The sequence below is a fragment of the Kocuria sp. KKT182 genome, from assembly GCF_055635395.1.
In genome coordinates, this window is sequence record NZ_CM145757.1 from 1,642,360 (window position 1) to 1,662,223 (window position 19,864).

The window sequence follows — 19,864 nt, forward strand, 5'->3', positions numbered from 1 at the left end:
GACTGGTCCGCGTCCCGCCCACCCTCTGAGGAGCCCCCCGTGCCCGCAGCCGCACGCATGTACACCGTCGTCCTCGACTGGCTCGAGGAGCGCCTGCGCACGGGCGAGATCTCGGTGGGCGACAAGCTGCCCGGGGAACGCCACCTGGCCGAGGAGTTCGGCATCTCCCGCGCCTCGGTGCGGGAGGCGATCCGGACCCTCGACGCCATGGGACTGGTCCGCTCGTCGACCGGGTCCGGGCCGAACGCGGGGGCGATCGTCATCGCGGAGCCCTCGGCCGCGCTCGGGTGGGCGCTGCGGATGCACGTGGCCAACCGGTCGCTGCCGGTGCGGGACCTCGTGCAGACCCGGCTGCTGCTCGAGACCCAGTCCGCCCGCGAGGCGGCCGCCGCGGCGGAGACCCCGGGGCGGGCGGCGGTGCTCGGGCGCGCCGCGGAGCTCGTGGCCGCCATGGAGGACCCGGACCTGCCGGACGAGCGCTTCCACGCCCACGACGCGCAGTTCCACATCCTGCTCGCCTCCCTGGCCGGCAACGTGGTGGTCGAGACGATCATGGCCTCGCTGCGCCAGGCCACCATCGGGTACGTGCAGGAGACCGTCGCCGGCCTGGACGACTGGCCGCAGGTGCGCCGCACCCTGCAGGAGCAGCACCGCGAGATCCTGCGCGCCTTCCAGGAGCGCCGGGGCGAGGACGCCGCCGCCGCACTGCGGGAGCACATCACCTGGTTCTTCGGCCACAGCGCCGCCGCTCAGGAGGGGCAGGGCCGGCGGGCGTGACCGGACGACCCTGAGGGCTCGGGCCCCGGGCCCGGCCGGACGATCCGGCAGAGGCGCCGGACGCACGAGAACGGCCCCACCGGTTCCGGTGGGGCCGTTCTCGTCTGCGAGGTCCGCGGAGCAGATGTTGCACGGTAGGGGGCCATCGGCCGAGGGGGGTGCAAGGTGATCCAGGCCTTGCGCGGCCACATCCCAGGTCCAGGGGGGACTGTCCCGGGGCGGCCCCCTACCGTGAGCAGGTCGGTGGACCATCCGGTCCGGGGCTCGGCCTCATGGGGGGTTGGGCCGTGCGCCGTGGGGATGTCTCTCACTCATCCACCGACTTTTCTTCTCTGCTCGCACTGATCACTATACCGGGTTTGCTAATGCAGATGAATGCACTTTCGTCTACAACTTTCCTGGACTTCCGTCCGGACCGGGACTGCAGACGGGGCCCCAGACTCAGAGATCGCGCAGTTGCGGATCGACGAGCCCGCTCTGGTACGCCTTGATCAGCGCCTGCACCCGGTCGCGGACGCCGAACTTCTCACAGACCCGCCCGAGGTAGGCCTTCACGCTGCCCTCGGAGACGTGCATCTGCTCGGCGATCTCCCGGTTGCTGAGACCCTGGGCCAGGAGCGTCACGGTCTCCATCTCCCGGTCGGTCAGCAGGGAGCGCAGGCCGCTGTCCGCCGACCGCGCCGGCTGCTGCTGGTCCGGCACGGAGATGACGTTGTCCGCGAGCGCGCGGGCGATCGCCGGGGAGAGTGCGATCTCGTTGTTACGCACCTGGTTCACGGCGTCGATAATCTCGTCAGGCCGGGCGTCCTTGACGAGATAGCCGGCCGCGCCGGCTCGGAGGGCCGGCACCACGAACTCCAGCGTGGAGAACGTCGTGAGCGCCAGCACCTTGGAGCGGGGACTGCGCGAGGTGATCTCCCGGGTGGCCTCGATCCCGTCCATCACGGGCATCTTCATGTCCATCAGCACCACGTCCGGGTCGATGGCCAGACATCGGTCCACGGCCTCGCGTCCGTTGGCGGCGGTCCCGATCACCTCGAAACCGGGCTCGGCCGAGAAGAAGGACTTCAGGGCCTCCAGCATCAACGGCTGGTCGTCCACGACAAGCACTCTGCAATCAGTCACTTGCACAGTCTATTTTTTCCTGTCCCCCAAAGTGCAACACGTCATATTCGACAAAAGTCACAAATGGTCTGGACAAAGGTCGATAGGCTCGTTCGGTTAACGTTGGCAAAATGGAGATACCAGGGCAGCACACCCCCCTCGCGACTGGGAGATCTCTCCCCCCACCCCGGCCGCAACCCCCCGATCCGGTGCTGTCCTCGTGATCCAAGGAGCCTCCCGTGAAGAAGAAGATCACCAGCGCCCTCGCTGCAGCCCTCGTCGCGACCACCCTGGTGGCCGTCCCCCTCGCCCCGGCGAACGCCGCGCCGCGTTACGTCGTGTGCGGATGGTGGCCCGCCATCTGCTGATGCTGTATCACTGTCCTTGTGACTGATGTAGCTGCATTGATAGAGCGCGCACCGCGAACAGCCCGGAAGACATCGTTCTTCTACGCCGAGCCAGTCGCTTGGTGGCTGTCCGCGGTGCTCGTCGTCTATGCGATCGGCTCGCTGTTCGACGATATGGGCCACCTGAGGACGACCTTCACCGGCTCGGCCCCGAGCGAGATGATCTATGCGCTGGACGGCGTCCTGGCCTACGCCGTCATGGGCCTCGTGGCCTGGCGGGCCACCTGGGCCAGCGTCGCATCGATGAGCTGTCTGATCACGTCCGTCCTCATCGACAACTTCGGTGCGGTGATCATCACCGCGCTGGTGGTGACGGCCGCCGTGGTCGCCACGGCCACGGCACGGTTCATTGTGGCGCATTTCGTCGTCTACATTGTCTGGATCGTCATGGCCACGGCCCTCCGAGAAGACGGCGCCAGTGGCGCCGTCTTCTGGAATCTGTTTATCCCCATCCTTGTTGCCGCGCTGGCCGGAGCTGGGATCCGCCATTTCCGGCTGCAGCGCCGCAAGAGCGAACAGCGTGTCCGGGACCTAGAGATCCTCAATGTGCGGCTCCGGGAGGACGAGCGGCAGGCCCTGGCCCGCGACCTGCACGACGTCGTCGCCCACGAGCTCACCCTCATCACGATGCAGACCATGAGCCGGCGCCGCTCCGGGGACGTCGGCGAGCTGCACCAGGTCCTCGAGACCGTGGAGGGCGCCGCGCGCTCGGCCCTGCACGAGCTGCGGGTCATGCTCCGTCTGCTGCGCGACGAGAACGACGAGGAGCATCCCCGTGACGTCACGGGGGCCGGCCTGGCCATCGGCAGTCTGGAGCACGTGGTCACGTCCCTCGCGGCGAGCCTGCGGGACCTGCGCTTCGAGCCCGAGGTGGTCATCACGGGCGACCTCGAGGCCATGCCCACCACGGTGCGCGGCACGGCCGCCCGCATCCTGCAGGAGGCGGTCACCAACATCATCAAGTACGCCCCGGCCGGCTCCCGCTGCCGGATCGAGGTGACGGCGGACGAGCACGAGCTGTGCCTGCGCGTGGCGAACCCCATGCCGCGCAGCACCCAGCGCACGGGCGACCACTCCTCGGAGATGTCCTCGGGGCTCGGCCTGCGGGGCATCACGGAACGTGTCTCCCTGCTGGGCGGTCACGCCGAGAGCGGTGCCGCGGACGGCCAGTGGGTCCTCGACGTGTGCCTGCCGGTGGACCGCAGGGAAGCCCTGTGACCGAGCGCGCCGAGCCGGACCCCGGTCTGGCACGGCGCGTGGCGGACGTCGTGGCCGCCATCCCGCCGGGCCGGGTGCTGTCCTACCGGGACGTCGCGGAGCTCGCCGAGTGCCGCTCCGCACGCCTGGTGGGCACGCTCATGGCACGCAACCCCACCGGCGAGGACCTTCCCTGGTGGCGGGTGGTCACCGTGCAGGGCACTCTCGCCGACCACCTGCAGGCCGAGGCCCGGGACCGGTACCGCGAGGAGGGCACTGCCCTGCGGGAGGACGACCGGCACCTCGTGCGCGTGGACATGGGCCGCGCCCTGTGGACGCCCGACTCCCCCGGCGCCTGACGCCGCCCGGCGCCGGCGTCAGTACTCGAGCGGGCCGGCCACCTCGAAGAAGTTGCCGTCCGGGTCGAAGGTGCGGCCGGTGAGCCGCTCGAACGCCTCGACGTAGCGCGCGCGGGTCCGCTCCACCACCTGCTCCGGCAGCGGGGGCACGGGGCCGGTCCCGTTCCAGCCGGACTCGTCCGAGCGCAGCCAGTCCCGCACGTACTGCTTGTCGAACGAGGGCTGGGCCTTGCCGGGCTCGTAGGTCTCGGCGTCCCAGAAGCGGGAGGAGTCCGGGGTGAGGACCTCGTCCCCGAGGGTGATCGCCCCGCGGTAGGAGTCCAGGCCGAACTCCACCTTGGTGTCCGCCACGATGATCCCCCGCTCGCGGGCGATCCGCTCGGCGGCGGTGTAGATCTCCAGGGTCAGCTCGCGCAGCCGGTCCGCCACCGCGTGGCCCACGCCGTCGGCCATCTCCTGGAAGGTGATGGGGAGGTCGTGCTCGCCCACCTCCGCCTTGCCGGTCGGGGTGAAGATCGGCTCGGCGAGCCGGGAGCCATCCACGAGCCCCGGGGGCAGCTCGATCCCGCAGACCTCACCGGTCTCCCGGTAGTCCTTGAGGCCGGAACCGGTCAGGTAGCCGCGCGCGATGCACTCGACGGGGAACATCGACAGGTTCTTGCAGACGACGGCCCGCCCCCGGACGGACTCGTGCACGTCGGTCGACAGGACGTGGTTGGGCACGGCCGCGAGCTGCTCGAACCACCACAGGGACAGCTGGGTCAGGATCTTGCCCTTGTCCGGGATCTCCGTGGGGAGGATCTCGTCGAAGGCGCTGATCCGGTCGGTGGCCAGCACCAGGACCGAGCCGGCCCGGTACTCGGCGTCGTCGTAGATGGCCACGCCCGTGGCCCGCAGCCGCGACTCGTCGGGGACGTAGAGCTCCCGGACCTTGCCCGAGTAGATGTGCCTCCACCCGGGGATCTCGGGTGGGGTGGTGACGGTGCCCTGCTCGCTCATGCCTGCTCCTGACGGGGACGGGGGGCGGAGGCGCCGGGAACGGTGACCAGCCCCCGGGCGGCCTTCAGCGCGATGTCGGTGCGGTGCTGCGAGCCCTCGAGCGCCACGAGCCCCACGCCCCGGTAGGCGCGCTCGCGGGCGTCGTCGAGGTCCGCGCCGAGGGCGACGACGGCGAGCACCCGCCCGCCGGCGGAGACGATCCGCCCGGCGTGCTCGCCCTCCGGGGCCACCGCGGTGCCGGCGTGGACCACGTGCACGCCCTCGAGCGCCTCGGCGTCCTCCAGCCCGCCGATCGGGTCGCCCTTCCGGGGGCTGTCCGGGTAGTCCTGCGCGGCGACGACCACCGCGACGGCCGTCTCGGGTCGCCAGCGAAGCCGCTCGGCCTCGTCGAGGCGCCCGGCGGCGGCGGCGTGCAGCAGCCGCCCGAGCGGGGTGGTGAGCCGGGCCAGCACGGCCTGGGTCTCGGGGTCCCCGAACCGGGCGTTGAACTCGATGACCCGCAGACCGCGGGTCGTCACGGCCAGCCCGCAGTACAGCACGCCCACGAACGGGGTGCCGCGGCGGCGCATCTCGTCGACCGTGGGGCGGGCCACGCGCTCCACGACCTCCTCCACGAAGCCCTGCGGCAGCCACGGCAGCGGCGTGTAGGCGCCCATCCCGCCGGTGTTGGGGCCCTCGTCGTCGTCGTGGATCCGCTTGAAGTCCTGCGCGGGGCTCAGGGGGATCACGCGGGAGCCGTCGGTCAGCACGAACAGGGACACCTCGGGCCCGTCGAGGAACTCCTCGATCACCACGCTCCCGCCCGCGGCGAAGCAGGCGGCGGCGTGCTCGAGCGCCTCCGCGCGGTCGGCGGTGACGACCACGCCCTTGCCGGCGGCGAGCCCGTCGTCCTTGACCACGTAGGGGGCGCCGAAGGTGTCGAGGGCGTCGGCGGCCTCCTCCTCCGTGGTCGCGACCCGCGCCATCGCGGTGGGCACCCCCGCGGAGGCCATGACCTCCTTGGCGAACGCCTTGGAGCCCTCGAGCCGCGCCGCGGCCCGCGAGGGACCGAAGACGAGGAAGCCGGCCTCGCGCAGGGCGTCGGCCACCCCGGCCACCAGCGGGGCCTCGGGGCCGACGACGACGAGGTCCACCGCGAGCTCGCGCGCCAGCGCGGTGGCCGCGGCGGGGTCGTCGGCGTCCACGGCGTGCACCGGGACGAGCTGCGCGATCCCGGCGTTGCCCGGCGCGCAGTGCACCTGCTCGACCTCGGGATCTGCCAGCAGTGCGCGGATGATTGCGTGTTCGCGGCCTCCGGGGCCCAGTACCAGAACCTTCACGCCCTCAGGCTAGTTGGCGGCACCGGGAAGTGGCACATCGTTCCCGGCATGCGGGCACGGCCCCGGCCCCGCCGGGAATTCCCGTCCCCGCTGACATACTGGGGCGATGCAGACCTTCACCTCGGACCGTGCCGTGGACCTCGCCGTGCTCGAGCGCAGCGGCTTCGTCGAGTCCCGCCACCGCGGCTCCGCCGTGGTCCTGGACCCGGACGGGGCCGTGGCCGTCGAACTGGGCGACATCGGCACCCCGATCTTCCCCCGCTCCACGCTCAAGCCGTTCCAGACCATCGCCGCCATGAAGGCCGGCGTCCCGCTGCGCGGGGCCCAGGTGGCCATCGCCTCCGCGTCCCACATCGGCTCCTTCGAGCAGCTCGACGCCGTGAGCTCGATCCTGACGGCCGCCGGTCTGACCGAGGACGCGCTGCAGTGCCCGCCGGACTGGCCCGAGGACGAGGAGGTCCGCACGGAGCTCGTGCGGGCCGGCCGCGGCAAGAACCGGATCTGCATGAACTGCTCCGGCAAGCACGCCGCGTTCCTGTGGGCCTGCACCGAGAACGACTGGCCCACGGACAGCTACCTGGACCCCGAGCACCCCCTGCAGCGGACCGTGCTGGAGACCGTCGAGGAGTTCTCCGGCGAGCGCGTGGCCCACGTGGGCGTGGACGGGTGCGGCGCCCCCCTCGCGGCGATCTCCCTGACCGGCCTCGCCCGGGCGTACTCGACGCTGGGCCGGGCCGCGGGCAACCTCGACGCCGACGCCCGCGCCGCCACGGTCTCCCAGTGCATGCTCGACTACCCGGAGCTGGTGCACGGGCGGGGCAGGTACAACACCGTGGTCATGGAGGAGCTGGACGTCGTGGCGAAGCTCGGCGCGGAGGGCGTGCTCGCGCTCGGCACCCGCACCGGGTGGTCCGTGGCGCTCAAGGTCCTCGACGGCGGGTCCCGCGCCAACGCGCTCATCGGCCTCGCCCTGCTCGCCCACGCCGGGGCCGTGCCCGCCGCGGCGGCCGCCGCGGTGATCGGGCAGGTGGTGCGCCCGGTCATGGGCGGGTCCCGCCCCGTGGGCCGGCTGCGCCTGGCGGACCCCCTCCTGGAGCTGCTCGGCCCGGAGCTGGTCCGGGCGCTCGGGCAGGACTAGGCCGTGGCCCGCCGCCGTGTCGACCCCGCGGACGGGACCCTGGCCCTGAGCGCCTGGCGCGCGGACCCGGACGGCACCCCGCGCCGGACCGTAGCCACCGCCGTGCGCTACACCCTCGAGGAGCTCGCCGAGCGGGTGCCCGGCAACAGCGTGGAGGTGCGCGTCCCGCCCTTCGGCGTGACCCAGTGCGTGGCCGGCCCCCGGCACACCCGCGGCACCCCGCCCAACGTCGTCGAGACCGACGCCCGCACGTGGCTCGGCCTGGTGACGGGGGCCGTGACCTGGCCGGAGGCCGTCGCCTCGGGGGCCGCTGTGGCCTCGGGCACAAGGACCGATCTCGCGGACGCCCTCCCCCTGTTTCCCCGGTAGCCTTGAGGGCATGAGCTCCACTCCCTCCTCCCCCTCCGCGCGCCCGTCCCCGCGGAAGCTCCCGCGCCGGCGCCGCCGGGTGCGGACGGCCGTGCCGCTGGCCGCCTCCGGCAGCCAGCAGATGACCCTGCGCCGCGCCCCGAACATCTGGGCGTTCGTCCTGCTCGGCGGCGTCCTCGGCGCCGTGGTGGGCGTGCTCGTGGGACTGTCCGGCGGAGGAAGCGCCGAGTTCACCCAGGGGGCCGTGACCCTGTTCATGGTCTCCGTCTGCACGGTCCTGGGCCTGGCGGCCGGCGCCGTCCTGGCCCTCGTGCTGGACCGGGTCTCCGTGGCCCGGGCGCGGGCCGTCACCACCGAGGTCGTGGACGGGGACGACGACGCCCCGTCCGGGGCGCCGGGCGACGCGCCCCGGCCCACCGACCCCCGAAGCTCGAGAGAAGGCTGATCGACGTGGTTCGCCCTGATGGACAACTCAGCCACGACCTGCTCCCCGGAGAGAAGGGCCCCCAGGACGCGTGCGGCGTGTTCGGCGTGTGGGCCCCCGGCGAGGAGGTCGCGAAACTGGCCTACTACGGCCTCTACGCCCTGCAGCACCGCGGCCAGGAGTCGGCCGGCATCGCCGCGAGCGACGGCAACCGCATCGCGGTGTACAAGGACATGGGCCTCGTCTCGCAGGTCTTCGACGAGGCGACCCTCACCACCCTGACCGGTCACCTGGCCGTGGGCCACTGCCGGTACTCCACCACGGGCGGGTCCCACTGGGCCAACGCCCAGCCCACGCTGGGCGCCACCCCGCACGGGACCGTGGCGCTCGCGCACAACGGCAACCTCACCAACTCGGCGGAGCTCTACGAGAAGCTGATCGACAAGTCCGGCTTCCCCTCCCAGGGGGAGATGGCGCAGGGCAACACCACGGACACCGCGCTGGTCACCGCGCTGCTGGCCGAGCACCCGCACGGCTCCCTCGAGGACGCGGCCATGCACCTGCTCCCCCAGCTCGTGGGCTCCTTCTGCCTGGCGTTCATGGACGAGAACGCCCTCTACGCCGCCCGTGACCCGCAGGGCATCCGGCCGCTGGTCCTCGGCCGGCTCGAGCGCGGCTGGGTGGTGGCCTCCGAGACCGCGGCGCTGGACATCGTGGGCGCGTCCCTGGTCCGGGAGATCGAGCCCGGCGAGTTCGTGGTGATCGACGAGCACGGCCTGCGCTCCCAGCGCTTCGCCGAGACCCGCCGCGCCGCGTGCGTGTTCGAGTACGTCTACCTGGCCCGTCCGGACACCACCATCAACGGCCGCTCCGTGTACGAGTCCCGCGTGGAGATGGGCCGCCGGCTGGCCCGGGAGCACCGCATCGACGCGGACCTGGTCATGCCCACCCCGGAGTCCGGGACCCCCGCCGCCATCGGCTACGCCGAGGAGTCCGGCATCCCGTTCGGCAACGGCCTGGTCAAGAACGCCTATGTGGGACGAACGTTCATCCAGCCCTCGGACACCATCCGCCAGCTGGGCATCCGGCTCAAGCTCAACCCCCTGAAGTCCGTGGTGGCAGGCAAGCGGCTCGTGGTCATCGACGACTCGATCGTGCGCGGGAACACCCAGCGGGCCCTCATCCGGATGCTGCGGGAGGCCGGGGCCGCCGAGATCCACGTGCGGATCTCCTCCCCGCCCATCAAGTGGCCGTGCTTCTACGGCATCGACTTCGCCTCCCGCGCGGAGCTGATCGCCAACGGGCTCGGGGTCGAGGAGATCAGGGCGTCCCTGGGCGCCGACTCCCTCGGCTACATCTCCGAGGACGGGATGATCGCGGCCACCCTGCAGGAGCGCGGGGAGCTGTGCACCGCGTGCTTCTCCGGGACGTACCCCACCCGGCTGCCGGACGCCGACAAGCTGGGCAAGAACGTCTTCGAGGCCCGCACGCCCGTGGACTCCTCGCCCCGCCGCGCCCCGGGCGCACCGGCCGTGGCGCAGCGGCCGGAGCACGCCTCCGCCGTGTCCATCGACACCCGCCCCTCGGCCGCGGACGGCGTCTCCCGCCGGCCCGCCGAGCGCACCAGCATCTCCGACGAGGACCCCGGCGTCCAGGAGACCTCCACCGGGTGCGACCCCGGGCCCGACGCCGACCTCGAGGACCTCATCCTGCCGGAGGACCGGGTCCCCGCCGCCCGCACGACCACGGGGCCCGCCGGGCCCGGATCCCAGCACGCCGCCCAGCCCGAGACCGCGAAGGACGCCTGACATGGCCCAGCCCCCCTCCTCCACGAACCGCACCGTCACCTACGCCAGCGCGGGCGTGGACGTCGAGGCGGGAGACCGCGCCGTCGAGCTCATGAAGAGCGCGGTCAAGGCCACGCACACCCCCAACGTGATCGGCGGGGTCGGCGGGTTCGCGGGACTGTTCGACGTCTCGGAGCTGCTCGGCTACCGCAAGCCCTACCTCGCCACCTCGACCGACGGCGTGGGCACCAAGGTGGCGATCGCCCAGACCCTCGACGTGCACGACACGATCGGCTTCGACCTCGTGGGCATGGTGGTGGACGACATCGTGGTGGTGGGCGCCAAGCCCCTGTTCATGACCGACTACATCGCCACGGGCCGCGTGGTGCCCGAGCGGATCGCGGACATCGTGCGCGGCATCGCCGCGGCCTGCGAGCAGGCCGGCACCGCCCTGGTCGGCGGCGAGACCGCCGAACACCCGGGTCTGCTGGCCCCGGACGAGTACGACGTGGCGGGGGCCGCCACCGGTGTGGTCGAGGCCGACGAGCTGCTGGGCCCGGACCGCGTGCGCGCCGGCGACGTGGTCATCGGCATGGCCTCCTCCGGCCTGCACTCCAACGGGTACTCCCTGGTCCGCAAGGTCATCAACGTGGCCGGGTGGTCGCTGGACCGGCAGGTCTCGGAGCTCGGCCGCACCCTGGGCGAGGAGCTGCTGGAGCCCACGCGCGTCTACGCCGCCGACGTCCTGGACCTCGCCGCCGCCTTCCCCGTGAACGGCGCGGACCGGACCACGGGCCGCGGTGTCCGCGGCTTCAGCCACGTGACCGGCGGCGGCCTCGCCGCGAACCTCGCCCGGGTGCTCCCCGCCGGGCTCGAGGCCACGGTGGACCGCAGCACCTGGGCGCTGCCCGCGATCTTCCAGCTGATCAGCCAGCTCGGCAACGTCCCCCTGCCCGATCTCGAGCGGACCCTCAACCTGGGCGTGGGCATGGTCGCGATCGTCGACCCGTCGGCGGCCGACGCCGCCGTGGCCCACCTCACGGCCCGGGGCCTGCCCTCGTGGGTCATGGGCACCGTGGACAGGATCGACCCGGACGCGGACCACGGCGGGCCCGACTGGGTGCAGGGCGCCAAGGGCGTGGACGGCGGCGCGGTGCGCATGGTCAACGCCTACACGGGCTGATCCGGGCCGGAGAGCCCCGAAGGAACAGCGAACGCCCCGCCGGCCGGCGGGGCGTTCGCTGTTCGCGGGGACGCGAAGAAGGTGCTCGTCCTGGACGGGCACCTTGTTGCGTCGTGCGGTGGAGACGAGCGGAGTTCCCGGTGGCTACCGGCGGAAGTCCTCGTCGTAGTCGTCGGCGTACTTGTCGACGTAGGCCGAGTAGTCGTCCTCGTCCTCCTCGACGGTCTCCTGGACCGGCTCCCGCAGCGGGGGCATCTGCTCGCTGCCGCGCAGTTCCCGCTGGAGTGCCGTGAGGTCGGTCTGCGGGCTGAAGTACTTCATCTCCCGCGCCTGCCGTGTCGCCTTCGCCTTTTGACGGCCGCGCCCCATGGCGTGACCCCCTCTGTCTCTTGGTCCGGACGGCGGCACTCTGGCACAGAGTACGGCCCCGGAAATGTCGTATGAATGGTTCGTGAGACCAGGGTACATGGTTTGTCAGCCCGTTGCGCCCGGCCTGGGACCGGCGCGGTGGACTGTCGGCAACCTCACGGGAGGCGGGCGGAACGCGGTCCGGGAGCCCCGACGGCGGGCCGTCGCCGGGACTCCCCGACGGCGGCCCGCCGGCCGGCGGCGCGCCCCGCAGCTCAGTCCGCGGCGTGCGCCCGCTCGGACACGGCGGTGACGGTGAGCCCGTCCGCCACGACGTCGGCGTCGACGTCCACCCGGACCGCATCCCCGTCCACGACCGCCCCGGAGAGGATCGCCCTGGCGAGCTTGTCCCCGATCTCCCGCTGCACCAGCCGGCGCAGCGGCCGGGCGCCGTAGGCCGGGTCGTAGCCGGTGAGGCCCAGCCACTCGGTGGCCGCGGGCGTGACCTCCAGGCGCAGGCGGCGCTGGCCCAGGCGCTCGGCGAGCTGGGCGACCTGGATGTCCACGATCTTCGACAGGTCGGACGTGGACAGCGGGTCGAACAGGATCACGTCGTCGAGCCGGTTCAGGAACTCGGGCTTGAACGAGGCGTTGACCACGTTCATCACCGCCTGCTTCTTCGCCTCGGGCTCGATGGTCTGGTCCACCAGGAACTGGCTGCCCAGGTTGGAGGTGAGGATCAGGATCACGTTGCGGAAGTCCACCGTGCGCCCCTGCCCGTCGGTGAGCCGGCCGTCGTCGAGCACCTGCAGCAGGATGTCGAAGACGTCCGGGTGGGCCTTCTCGATCTCGTCCAGCAGGACCACCGAGTACGGGCGGCGCCGCACGGACTCGGTGAGCTGGCCGCCCTCCTCGTAGCCGACGTAGCCCGGAGGGGCGCCGACCAGCCGGGAGACCGTGTGCTTCTCCCCGTACTCGGACATGTCGATCCGCACCAGCGCGCGCTCGTCGTCGAACTGGAACTCCGCGAGGGACTTCGCGAGCTCGGTCTTGCCCACGCCGGTGGGACCCAGGAACAGGAAGGAGCCGATCGGCCGGTTCGGGTCGGAGATCCCGGCGCGCGAGCGGCGCACGGCGTCGGCGACGGCCTGCACGGCCCGGTGCTGGCCGATGAGCCGCTTCCCGAGCACCTCCTCCATGTGCAGCAGCTTCTCGGTCTCGCCCTGGAGCATGCGCCCGGCGGGGATGCCGGTCCAGGCCGAGATCACCTCGGCGACGTCGTCGGCCGTGACCTCCTCGGAGACCATGGTGTCGTGCGGGGCGGAGGTGTCCTCCTGCTCCTGGGCGGCGTCGAGCTCCTTCTGCAGCGCCGGGATCTCGCCGTAGAGCAGCCGGGAGGCCTCCGCGAGGTCGCCCTGGCGCTGGGCCATCTCCGCCTGCGAGCGCAGGTTGTCGATCCGCTCCTTGAGGTCGCCGACGCGGTTCAGGCCGGCCTTCTCGGCCTCCCACCGGGCGTTGAGGGCGTCCAGGTCCGCCTTCTTGTCGGCCAGCTCCTGGCGCAGCGCGGCGAGGCGCTCGACGGACGCGGGGTCGGTCTCGCGCTCCAGCGCGAGCTCCTCCATGGTCAGGCGGTCGACGGCGCGGCGCAGCTGGTCGATCTCCTCCGGCGCGGAGTCGATCTCCATGCGCAGCCGGGAGGCGGCCTCGTCGACCAGGTCGATGGCCTTGTCCGGCAGCTGCCGGCCCGGGATGTACCGGTTGGACAGCGTGGCCGCCGCGACGAGCGCGGCGTCCGCGATCTGCACCTTGTGGTGGGCCTCGTAGCGCTCCTTGAGCCCGCGCAGGATCGCCACGGTGTCCTCCACGGAGGGCTCGCCGACGTAGACCTGCTGGAAGCGGCGCTCCAGGGCGGCGTCCTTCTCGATGTTCTCGCGGTACTCGTCCAGGGTGGTCGCGCCGATCAGGCGCAGCTCGCCGCGGGCCAGCATGGGCTTGAGCATGTTCCCGGCGTCCATCGAGCCCTCGGCGGCGCCGGCGCCGACCACGGTGTGGATCTCGTCGATGAAGGTGACGATCTGCCCCTCCGAGTCCTTGATCTCCTCGAGCACGGCCTTGAGCCGCTCCTCGAACTCGCCGCGGTACTTGGCGCCGGCCACCATGGACCCGAGGTCCAGGGAGATCAGCGTCTTGCCGCGCAGCGACTCGGGGACGTCCCCGGCGACCATGCGCTGGGCGAGGCCCTCGACGACGGCGGTCTTGCCGACGCCGGGCTCGCCGATCAGAACGGGGTTGTTCTTGGTGCGGCGGGACAGCACCTGCACCACGCGCCGGATCTCGGAGTCCCGCCCGATGACGGGGTCCAGCTTGCCCTCGCGGGCCATGGCGGTCAGGTCGGCGCCGAACTTCTCGAGCGCCTGGAAGGTGCCCTCGGGGTTGGGTGTGGTCACGCGGCGGTCTCCTCTCACGGACGGGACGGCGGTCCTCAGCTGGTCGGGTCCGGCGCCCGCGCCCCGCAGGATCTCCCCAACCTTCCCCTCCTGCTGGGCGAGGCCGTACAGGAGGTGCTCGGTGGAGATGTACTCGTCGCCGAGGGACTGGGCGAACTGCTCCGCGGCCTGGATGACCTGCAGCGCGCCCCGGTTGAACTGGGCCTGGGCCGTGGAGGAGCCGGACGCGGAGGGCAGGGCCTTGATGGCGGCGCTGGCCTGCGCGGAGACGGCGTCGACGTCGGCCCCGGTGGCCTTCAGGACGGCGACGGCCACACCCTCCCGCTGGTCCATGAGGGCCTTGAGGAGGTGGGCGGGCTCGACCTGCGGATTGCCCGCGGTCGAGGCGTTGGTGGAGGCGGCGGAGAGCGCCTCCTGGGACTTGGTGGTGAACTTGGTCTCCACTGCGGCTCCTTGGCGAGGGACGTTCTGGAACGGATCGGGGACGAACCGGCCCGGCGCCGATCACCAGTGGATGCGGCCGGGCAGTTCAGCTAACTTGAGTCTAGCGCACTCAACTCCCGGGCAACAGGGGTCTGTGCCCGCTCGGTGCCGGCGACCCGCCGTGGTCCCGTGGAACAGCACGGACCCCCGCCGGGCGAGCCTTGCGAGGCGCCCGTCCAGCAGGGGTCCGTGCCGTGCTGTCCGCGGGGGACCGTCGCCCGGCTAGCCGGTGCTCCGGTCCGTCAGCCGGTCCCGGAGGCGGTCGACCATGCCGACGCCGGGCCCGACGGTCTTGTGGAACAGCTCCGAGTGCGGCGCGGAGGGGTGCGGCCGGGTCGGCGCCACCTTCTTGGCGTTCTGCACCTTCCGGCCCAGTTCCACGAGGTCCTCGGCCGGGATGTGCGCCCGCAGCTTCGGGAACTGGTCGGACTCCTCGTCCTCGATGTGGTGGCGCAGCTGCGACTGCATCTCGCGGATCAGCTCCATGAACGCCGGCTCGGAGGCGTCGACGCCCTCCACCTGCTTCATGACCCGGACGAGATCGTCGTGCTCCTTCTTGTCGTGCTCGACCTCCTCGGCGCCGCCGGGCAGGTGCTTCTCCATCACCGGGTAGACGTGCATCTCCTCCGCGACGGCGTGGCGCATGACCTCCGCGATCACGGTGTCGGCCAGGTCCCTGCGCCGGGCGGCGTCCGGGGCGCCCTCGATCTGGCCGAGCAGTTCGAGCATCTCCCGGTGGTCGGTGGTGAGGATGTCGATGACATCGGTCTCCGGACCCGCAGCGTGGGTGTCGGTCATGGGACGCGCCTCCTTGAAGTCGTGGTTCCCGGTTCCGTGGGCGGCATGACGAGGCCCTGGAACCCGAGCGCGACACGTATCACACGGATGCCCGATTTGTCCAAGATCACAGGCCCGAACCGTTGGATGCCCTCGACATCCTCCGTAGCATCGAGGTTTCCACCCGTTCGGCCCGACGACGCGCCTTCCACCCGCACCCCCATGTTCCGCACGGAAGGATCCGCCATGTCCGCACCTCGCACTGCCGTGCTCCAGGTGATCAACGCCCCGGACCGCACCGGCACCCGCTTCGCCCTCTTCGCCCTCGCCCTCGGCGGCTTCGGCGTGGGCACCACCGAGTTCGCCTCGATGGGCCTGCTCCCCTTCATCGCCGAGGACCTCGACGCCTCGATCCCCTCCCTCGGGCACGCCATCTCCCTCTACGCCCTGGGCGTGGTCGTCGGCGCACCCCTCATCACGTCCCTGACCGCCCGGGTGGAGCGCAAGAGGCTCCTGCTCGGGCTGATGGTCGCCTTCACCGCCGGCAACGTCCTGTCCGCGGCCGCGCCGTCCCTCGAGTGGCTGTACGTGGCGCGCTTCCTCTCCGGCCTGCCCCACGGCGCCTACTTCGGGGTCGCCGCGGTGGTGGCCTCCTCCCTGGTGCCGCGCGAGCGGCGCGGCACCGCCGTGGCCCGCGTGGCGCTCGGCCTGACGGTCGCCAACATCGTGGGCGTCCCCCTGGCCGCCGTGCTCGGCGGGAGCCTGGGCTGGCGGGCCGGGTACGGGCTCGTGGTGGTCATCGGCCTGCTCACCGTCGCGGCCCTCGCCCTCTGGATCCCCCGCACCCGCAAGGGCGGCGGTGTCTCCGTGGCCCAGGAGGTCCGCGCCCTGGGCCGGCCCCAGGTGGCCCTGACCCTGCTGGCCGGGGCGGTCGGCTTCGGCGGCATGTTCGCGGTCTACACGTTCGTCTCCCCGATCCTGACCGAGCTGAGCGGCCTCGACATCTCGATGGTGCCGTGGGTGCTGGCCGTGTACGGCGTGGGCATGACCGCGGGCTCCCTGCTGGCGGGCCCGCTGCTGGACCGGTCCATCGAGAAGACCGCCCTGGGCGCGGGGGCCGTCTCCGGCGTGGCCCTGGCCTTCTTCGGCCTGTTCGCCCACTCCGCGGTCGCGGCCGTGCTCGGCGTGCTGTGGATCGGCGCCATGGGCGCCCTCTTCAGCACCGCGCTGCAGATGCGCCTGCTGCGCGAGGCCAAGGACGCCCCGTCCCTGACCGCCGCCATGAACCACGCGGCGTTCAACCTGGCCAACGCGATGGGCGCCTTCCTCGGCGGCGCCGTCATCACCGCCGGCTGGGGCTACCGCTCCCCCGCCTGGGTGGGCGTCGGCCTGGCCGTGGCCGGCCTGCTCATCCTGGGCTACGCGACCCGCCTGCACCGCACGGGGGGCGTCCCCGCCTCCTCGCCCGTGCGCACCGGGCCCTCCTGGGCCTACCAGGCCGTCTCCGACCTGTCCGTGCTCCTGCCGGAGCCGGCGCAGCTGCGCCCGGCCGCGGCGAACAGCGCCCGGATGACCGACTGGGCCGATCTGGGCCGGTGACCGGTGGCCGCCGGCGCCTCCTGCCTCCCGGGCGGGCGGCGCCGGCGGAGCCGCGTGGTCCCCGTGACCGGGACGGCCACCACCGGCCGCTCTTGTCCGCCCGCGGGCCAGGGGTCACGATGGGAGCGTCCGGACAGGAGGCGGCTCATGCGGATCGCACTGGTCGGCGATGTCATGCTCGGCCGGCTGGTCGACGAGCGGCTGCGCCACGAGGGCCCGGCCCATCCGTGGGGGGACGCCCTCCCCCTGCTCGCGCAGGCGGACCTGCGGTTCGCGAACCTCGAGTGCGTGCTCGCCGACGACGGCCCGCCCTGGCCCGGCAAGCGGTTCCACTTCCGCTCGGACCGAAAGAACGTCGCGAGTTTGGAGGCCGCCGGCGTCGACGTCGTCTCGCTGGCGAACAACCACGTGCTCGACCACGGCGTGGAGGCCATGCGGGAGATGCTCCCCCTGCTCGACGAGCACGGCATCCTGCACACCGGGGCGGGCCCGGACGCGGAGGCGGCACGACGCCCCGCGGTCTGCACCCGGGCCGGGACCGCGGTGGGCTTCCTCGCCTTCACGGACAACGAGCCGGGCTGGGCTGCGGGCCCCGCGTCCCCCGGCGTCCACCACGTGCCCGTCGACCTCGCCGACGACCGCGCTCGGGACCTCCTGCAGCTCGTCCGGCGGACCCGGGAGCGCACCGACCTCCTCGTCGTCTCCGCCCACTGGGGGCCCAACTGGGGCGCGCAGGTGCCGCCGGAGCACCGCGCGTTCGCCCACGCGCTGGTGGAGGCCGGCGCGGACGTGGTCTTCGGCCACTCCCCGCACGTCTTCCGCGGCGTCGAGGTGCACCGCGGCCGGCCGGTGGTCTACGGCGCCGGGGACTTCGTCGACGACTACGCCGTCCGTCCCGACGAGCGCAACGACCAGTCCTTCGTCTTCCTGCTCGACGTCCGGGACGGCCTGCCCCGCCGCCCGCGCCTGCACCCCACGGTGATCGAGGACCTCCGGGCGAGGACGGCCACCGCCGAGGCCCGGGGCATCGCACGGCGGACGGAGCGGCTCAGCGCCGCTCTCGGCACGCGGTGCACGTGGCGCGACGACGAGCAGTGCCTCGACCTCGCGCTGGGCTGACGCCCTCCCGCTGTCCCGCCGCGAGCGCGCGGAGGACCCGCACCGCGCCCCTTCCCGCCCGGCCGACGACCGGTCACCGCCTCCTGCGGGCCCCCGCCGGGGTGGTCCGTTCCCCGTCCGCGCCGCCCGGCGGTCCGCCGCGACCCTGACCCGACGTTAGAGTTGTCCCAGACTTCTCGGGGCCGTCAGGTCCCGGACGCGGCCCCGGCTCGACGCGAGCCGCCCGCACGACCTTGCTCCACCCCACGTTGAACCCACGAAGAAAGCGGAATCCTTTGACCATTTCCTCCCGCAAGCTCAAGTCCCCGCCCCCGCTGCCCTCCGGGGGCCTGCGGATCACCCCGCTGGGCGGTCTGGGCGAGATCGGACGCAACATGACCGTCTTCGAGCACGCCGGCAAGCTGCTCGTCGTCGACTGCGGGGTGCTGTTCCCCGAGGAGCACCAGCCGGGCATCGACGTGATCCTGCCCGACTTCACCTCCATCCGGCACCGGTTGGGCGACATCGTCGGCATCGTGCTCACCCACGGCCACGAGGACCACATCGGGGGCGTGCCGTACCTGCTCAAGGAGCGCCCGGACATCCCGGTCATCGGCTCCGAGCTGACCCTGGCGTTCATCACGTCCAAGCTCAAGGAGCACCGGATCACCCCGAAGGCGGTCCACGTCGAGGCCGGGGACACCCACAGGGCGGGCCCGTTCGAGTGCGAGTTCGTCGCGGTCAACCACTCGATCCCGGACAGCCTGGCCGTGGCGATCCGCACGGACGCCGGGCTGGTGCTGCACACCGGGGACTTCCGGATGGACCAGTTCCCGCTGGACGACCGGATCACCGACCTGCGCCACTTCGCCCGCCTGGGCGACGAGGGCGTGGACCTGTTCCTCACCGACTCCACCAACGCCGAGGTCCCCGGTTTCACCACCTCGGAGCAGGAGCTGACGCCGGCGATCAACCAGGTCTTCGCCACCGCCCCGAAGCGGATCATCGTCTCCAGCTTCGCCAGCCACGTCCACCGCATCCAGCAGGTCCTCGACGCCGCCCACGCCCACGGGCGCAAGGTGGCCTTCGTGGGCCGGTCCATGGTCAAGAACATGGGCATCGCCCGCGACCTGGGCTACCTGAAGATCCCCCGCGGGCTGGTGGTCGACTTCAAGAAGCTCCAGTCCATGCCGGACGCCAAGGTCACCCTGGTGTGCACCGGCTCCCAGGGCGAGCCCCTGGCCGCGCTCTCGCGCATGGCCAACGAGACGCACCAGATCCAGCTCAACGCCGGGGACACGGTGCTCATGGCGAGCTCGCTGATCCCGGGCAACGAGAACGCGATCTACGGCATCATCAACAAGCTCACCGACCTCGGCGTGAAGGTCGTGCACAAGGGCAACGCCAAGGTCCACGTCTCCGGCCACGCCTCGGCCGGGGAGCTGGTCTACTGCTACAACATCGTCAAGCCCACCCACGTGCTGCCCGTGCACGGGGAGTCCAAGCACCTGCACGCCAACGCCGAGCTGGCGGTCCGCACCGGTGTCGACCCGGAGAACGTGCTGATCGGCCGGGACGGCACCGTCATCGACCTCGTCGACGGCCGGGCGCGGATCTCCGGGCAGGTGGAGGCCGGTCTGGTCTACGTCGACGGCCACACCGTGGGCAAGGTCACCGAGGAGACCCTGGTGGAGCGCCGGCTGCTGCAGGAGGGCGGAGTGGTCACGGTCGTGGCCATCGTCGACGCCGACACCAACGCGCTCGCCGAGCCGCTGGAGTTCCTGGCGAAGGGCTTCGTCCACGACGAGCACGTCTTCGACGGGGCCGCCGACAAGGTGAAGAACGCCCTGGCGCGCCCGGCCACGTCCAAGGTCGCCGACCTGGAGAAGCTCGAGTCGATCATCGCCGAGACCGTCTCCCGCCACCTGGAGCGCGCCTACCGGCGGGCCCCGCTGGTGACGGTCGTCGTCGTCGACGCCTGAGCCGCACGACCGCCCGGCCCCGGGGCCGGGACCGGGCGGTTGGTAGACTCGGGGTCCCCTGATTCCT

18 protein-coding genes are annotated in these 19,864 nt (G+C 72.3%); 12 read left to right on the forward strand and 6 right to left on the reverse strand.

Annotated features, from left to right (window positions below):
- Positions 1-57 precede the first annotated feature (57 nt).
- Positions 58-777 carry a FadR/GntR family transcriptional regulator gene (locus ACZ2G1_RS07545; RefSeq protein WP_470377718.1) on the forward strand — a complete coding sequence of 240 codons (720 nt, stop codon included), beginning with the start codon at positions 58-60 and terminating at the stop codon, positions 775-777.
- 441 nt (positions 778-1,218) lie between these two features.
- On the opposite strand, the gene ACZ2G1_RS07550 is transcribed toward ACZ2G1_RS07545, so the two are convergent.
- Positions 1,219-1,860, reverse strand: a complete 642-nt coding sequence (locus ACZ2G1_RS07550) for a response regulator (RefSeq protein ID WP_242630526.1) — start codon at positions 1,858-1,860, stop codon at positions 1,219-1,221.
- A gap of 260 nt (positions 1,861-2,120) precedes the next feature.
- On the opposite strand from ACZ2G1_RS07550, the gene ACZ2G1_RS07555 reads away from it, so the two are divergent.
- The 3 genes from ACZ2G1_RS07555 (at position 2,121) to ACZ2G1_RS07565 (ending at position 3,844) form a co-directional block, all read left to right on the forward strand.
- Complete coding sequence (locus ACZ2G1_RS07555) at positions 2,121-2,249, forward strand: hypothetical protein (protein WP_255250889.1); 129 nt, start codon at positions 2,121-2,123, stop codon at positions 2,247-2,249.
- A gap of 114 nt (positions 2,250-2,363) precedes the next feature.
- Positions 2,364-3,506, forward strand: a complete 1,143-nt coding sequence (locus tag ACZ2G1_RS07560; protein ID WP_470377649.1) for a sensor histidine kinase — start codon at positions 2,364-2,366, stop codon at positions 3,504-3,506.
- Entirely contained in the window at positions 3,503-3,844 is a 342-nt protein-coding gene (locus tag ACZ2G1_RS07565) for an MGMT family protein (RefSeq protein ID WP_470377650.1), read from the forward strand. Before ACZ2G1_RS07560 ends, ACZ2G1_RS07565 begins: the two co-directional genes overlap by 4 nt.
- 18 nt (positions 3,845-3,862) lie before the next feature.
- Here ACZ2G1_RS07565 and ACZ2G1_RS07570 read toward each other — a convergent pair whose 3' ends face one another.
- Both ACZ2G1_RS07570 and purD read right to left on the reverse strand, forming a co-directional pair.
- Positions 3,863-4,843, reverse strand: a complete 981-nt coding sequence (locus ACZ2G1_RS07570) for a phosphoribosylaminoimidazolesuccinocarboxamide synthase (RefSeq protein ID WP_095650393.1) — start codon at positions 4,841-4,843, stop codon at positions 3,863-3,865.
- Entirely contained in the window at positions 4,840-6,162 is a 1,323-nt protein-coding gene (purD, locus tag ACZ2G1_RS07575; RefSeq protein ID WP_126350354.1) for a phosphoribosylamine--glycine ligase, read from the reverse strand. Before purD ends, ACZ2G1_RS07570 begins: the two co-directional genes overlap by 4 nt.
- 106 nt (positions 6,163-6,268) lie before the next feature.
- Here purD and ACZ2G1_RS07580 point away from each other — a divergent pair, with 106 nt between their 5' ends.
- The 5 genes from ACZ2G1_RS07580 to purM are packed head-to-tail and all read left to right on the forward strand — an operon-like array spanning position 6,269 to position 11,063.
- The gene (locus tag ACZ2G1_RS07580) at positions 6,269-7,300 is read left to right on the forward strand and encodes an asparaginase (RefSeq protein ID WP_035928311.1); all 1,032 of its coding nucleotides are present in this window, start codon (positions 6,269-6,271) and stop codon (positions 7,298-7,300) included.
- Between the two features lie 3 nt (positions 7,301-7,303).
- On the forward strand, positions 7,304-7,669 hold the full coding sequence (locus ACZ2G1_RS07585; protein ID WP_017832571.1) for a sterol carrier family protein: 366 nt from the start codon (positions 7,304-7,306) through the stop codon (positions 7,667-7,669).
- A 10-nt stretch (positions 7,670-7,679) separates the two neighbouring features.
- Complete coding sequence (locus ACZ2G1_RS07590) at positions 7,680-8,114, forward strand: hypothetical protein (protein ID WP_017832572.1); 435 nt, start codon at positions 7,680-7,682, stop codon at positions 8,112-8,114.
- A 5-nt stretch (positions 8,115-8,119) separates the two neighbouring features.
- Positions 8,120-9,901: an amidophosphoribosyltransferase gene (purF, locus tag ACZ2G1_RS07595; RefSeq protein ID WP_051063727.1), complete on the forward strand. Its 1,782-nt coding sequence runs from the start codon at positions 8,120-8,122 to the stop codon at positions 9,899-9,901.
- Position 9,902: 1 nt separating this feature from the next.
- Complete coding sequence (gene purM, locus ACZ2G1_RS07600) at positions 9,903-11,063, forward strand: phosphoribosylformylglycinamidine cyclo-ligase (RefSeq protein WP_109221667.1); 1,161 nt, start codon at positions 9,903-9,905, stop codon at positions 11,061-11,063.
- A 144-nt stretch (positions 11,064-11,207) separates the two neighbouring features.
- Here the strand turns inward: purM and ACZ2G1_RS07605 are convergent, their stop codons facing one another.
- The 3 genes from ACZ2G1_RS07605 to ACZ2G1_RS07615 all read right to left on the reverse strand — a co-directional run bounded on the left by ACZ2G1_RS07605 (position 11,208) and on the right by ACZ2G1_RS07615 (position 15,139).
- Positions 11,208-11,432, reverse strand: a complete 225-nt coding sequence (locus tag ACZ2G1_RS07605; RefSeq protein ID WP_031282554.1) for a DUF3073 domain-containing protein — start codon at positions 11,430-11,432, stop codon at positions 11,208-11,210.
- Between the two features lie 254 nt (positions 11,433-11,686).
- Positions 11,687-14,302 (reverse strand): ATP-dependent chaperone ClpB, encoded by a 2,616-nt coding sequence (gene clpB, locus ACZ2G1_RS07610; protein WP_017832576.1) that lies wholly within the window; start codon positions 14,300-14,302, stop codon positions 11,687-11,689.
- A gap of 261 nt (positions 14,303-14,563) precedes the next feature.
- The gene (locus ACZ2G1_RS07615; RefSeq protein WP_470377651.1) at positions 14,564-15,139 is read right to left on the reverse strand and encodes a hemerythrin domain-containing protein; all 576 of its coding nucleotides are present in this window, start codon (positions 15,137-15,139) and stop codon (positions 14,564-14,566) included.
- Between the two features lie 225 nt (positions 15,140-15,364).
- Here ACZ2G1_RS07615 and ACZ2G1_RS07620 point away from each other — a divergent pair, with 225 nt between their 5' ends.
- From ACZ2G1_RS07620 to ACZ2G1_RS07630, 3 genes are all read left to right on the forward strand, one after another.
- Positions 15,365-16,717, forward strand: a complete 1,353-nt coding sequence (locus ACZ2G1_RS07620) for an MFS transporter (RefSeq protein ID WP_043738673.1) — start codon at positions 15,365-15,367, stop codon at positions 16,715-16,717.
- Between the two features lie 147 nt (positions 16,718-16,864).
- Positions 16,865-17,836 carry a CapA family protein gene (locus ACZ2G1_RS07625; protein WP_470377652.1) on the forward strand — a complete coding sequence of 324 codons (972 nt, stop codon included), beginning with the start codon at positions 16,865-16,867 and terminating at the stop codon, positions 17,834-17,836.
- Positions 17,837-18,111: 275 nt separating this feature from the next.
- Positions 18,112-19,797, forward strand: coding sequence for a ribonuclease J (locus ACZ2G1_RS07630; RefSeq protein ID WP_017832580.1), 1,686 nt, complete (start codon positions 18,112-18,114; stop codon positions 19,795-19,797).
- The last annotated feature ends 67 nt before the right edge of the window (positions 19,798-19,864 follow it).

What these genes read in the sequence shown, in the direction of transcription:
- ACZ2G1_RS07545 (WP_470377718.1), top strand. Translation starts at nt 58, where the DNA reads ATGTACACCGTCGTCCTCGACTGGCTCGAGGAGCGCCTGCGCACGGGC.
- ACZ2G1_RS07550 (WP_242630526.1), bottom strand. Translation starts at nt 1,860, where the DNA reads ATGCTGGAGGCCCTGAAGTCCTTCTTCTCGGCCGAGCCCGGTTTCGAG.
- ACZ2G1_RS07570 (WP_095650393.1), bottom strand. Translation starts at nt 4,843, where the DNA reads ATGAGCGAGCAGGGCACCGTCACCACCCCACCCGAGATCCCCGGGTGG.
- ACZ2G1_RS07580 (WP_035928311.1), top strand. Translation starts at nt 6,269, where the DNA reads ATGCAGACCTTCACCTCGGACCGTGCCGTGGACCTCGCCGTGCTCGAG.
- ACZ2G1_RS07590 (WP_017832572.1), top strand. Translation starts at nt 7,680, where the DNA reads ATGAGCTCCACTCCCTCCTCCCCCTCCGCGCGCCCGTCCCCGCGGAAG.
- purM (WP_109221667.1), top strand. Translation starts at nt 9,903, where the DNA reads ATGGCCCAGCCCCCCTCCTCCACGAACCGCACCGTCACCTACGCCAGC.
- ACZ2G1_RS07605 (WP_031282554.1), bottom strand. Translation starts at nt 11,432, where the DNA reads ATGGGGCGCGGCCGTCAAAAGGCGAAGGCGACACGGCAGGCGCGGGAG.
- ACZ2G1_RS07615 (WP_470377651.1), bottom strand. Translation starts at nt 15,139, where the DNA reads ATGACCGACACCCACGCTGCGGGTCCGGAGACCGATGTCATCGACATC.
- ACZ2G1_RS07620 (WP_043738673.1), top strand. Translation starts at nt 15,365, where the DNA reads ATGTCCGCACCTCGCACTGCCGTGCTCCAGGTGATCAACGCCCCGGAC.
- ACZ2G1_RS07625 (WP_470377652.1), top strand. Translation starts at nt 16,865, where the DNA reads ATGCGGATCGCACTGGTCGGCGATGTCATGCTCGGCCGGCTGGTCGAC.